Origin of the sequence: Bacillus sp. S/N-304-OC-R1, assembly GCF_019749375.1 — a bacterium.
Taxonomy (GTDB): Bacteria; Bacillota; Bacilli; order Bacillales; family Cytobacillaceae; genus Cytobacillus.
The window spans coordinates 1-1,505 of the sequence record NZ_JACWFE010000031.1; the positions used below are offsets into that span (position 1 = coordinate 1).

At 40.7% G+C, this 1,505-nt stretch carries 1 protein-coding gene; it reads right to left on the reverse strand.

What is annotated here, in order from left to right:
• Window positions 1–451: 451 nt before the first annotated feature.
• The gene (locus H0173_RS21950) at window positions 452–1,504 is read right to left on the reverse strand and encodes an IS110 family RNA-guided transposase (protein WP_313770686.1); all 1,053 of its coding nucleotides are present in this window, start codon (window positions 1,502–1,504) and stop codon (window positions 452–454) included.
• Window position 1,505 lies beyond the last annotated feature (1 nt).

Consider the following 1,505-nt stretch of genomic DNA (forward strand, 5'->3'; position numbering starts at 1 on the left):
TGCTAACCGCAGTTGAGATTTTTGCCTTCGTGCCGTGTTCTTATCTCCTATTTCTAAAATAAAGAAGGAGGAAAGATCATACCTTCTTTAGCTTACAGACCATTTCTCATCTCTTAGAATGGCGGTCAAGTGCTTTCCTTGACGGGCATTCTAAGAGATGAGACGCTTGTTTAAGCTAAAAGAAGGGTATGATCTTTCCTCCTTCTCTATTCTAGAAATAGGAGATAAGAACACGGCACGAAGGCAAAAATCTCAACTGCGGTTAGCACTCTGATATTCGTGGGTTTTCACATTTTATCTTTCCGTATAAAGGACTAATCCACATACTCGGGACGTGCGTTAATCTAGTTAGATATAGCACAGAGGAGGCACGTGGGTTTTCCTTTCCGGTTTTTCTCTTTGCCTTCGAGCCCTATTCTCATGGTTCTATTTATATATTTATCCTATTCTCTTATGCTTGAGGGATATCTTCTACTTCCTGCATCACTGCCCAAATAAAACCTGCTAATTCTCTCGCTACTGCTGTAATGGCTTTACAACTTTCTTTTCCTCTAGATAATAAACGGTAATACTTTTTATGAAGTCGGTTCTGTGCTTTCCACGATATGGCCTGAATCGTTGGCGATTGGCCATTTTGCCGTCTTTGTAGTTCTCCTCTTACTGCGGGTTGATATCGATAACTCCAGGCAGATTCCACCAATAAGCGTCGTACGTGTCGATTACCTGTTTTGGTTATTTCGCCCTGTTTCCTTTTTTCACCACTCGAATACTCGCTTGGGATTAAACCAACATAGGACATGAATTGCTTTGGTGTAGTAAAACGTTTAAAAGAACCAATTTCAGCTACAATACTTGTCGCTGTAATAAGAGCTACTCCTCTTAATGATTGAAGTGCTTGAATTTTTTTGGCGTGAACTCCTTCATTCGCTAAAACTCTAATTTCTTCTTCTAACCTTAGAATCCGTTGTGCTAATTCCTTTAGCTGATGATAGTACTCCTGAAAGGTTACTCGTAACGAAGAGTTTTCAAATTTTAACGTGTCCAGCCACCTGAAATACTTAACTGTCCATTTATTTACTCCAGAAGGAGGTTTGATATCGTTTCGCAGTAAAAATTTACTTAAGCGGTGTTTTCCTCTTAGTTCGTCTTCTTTGGCATCTTCACGACATCTAACAAGGTCCCGTAGTGCCTCATCCTCAGGAGTCGGGACATAAATAGAAGTTAATTCTCCAGCCCGATATAATTGAGCTAAACGAACAGAGTCCCTGCGATCTGTCTTAACGCGTTCTCCAGGTCTTTTAGGAATCAAAGATGGGGCAATTACTGAGCAGTGAATCCCCAATGTAACGAATAGGCGATACAGTGGATATCCAGTTGGTCCAGCCTCATAGCATACACGCAGAGATTCTGGGCTACCTAACTTTTTCATTAATTTTTTCACTGCTTCTGGAGTATGAGAAATTATCCCCCAGTATCTTGGTTCTTCTCTTCCTTCTTCGGCAATA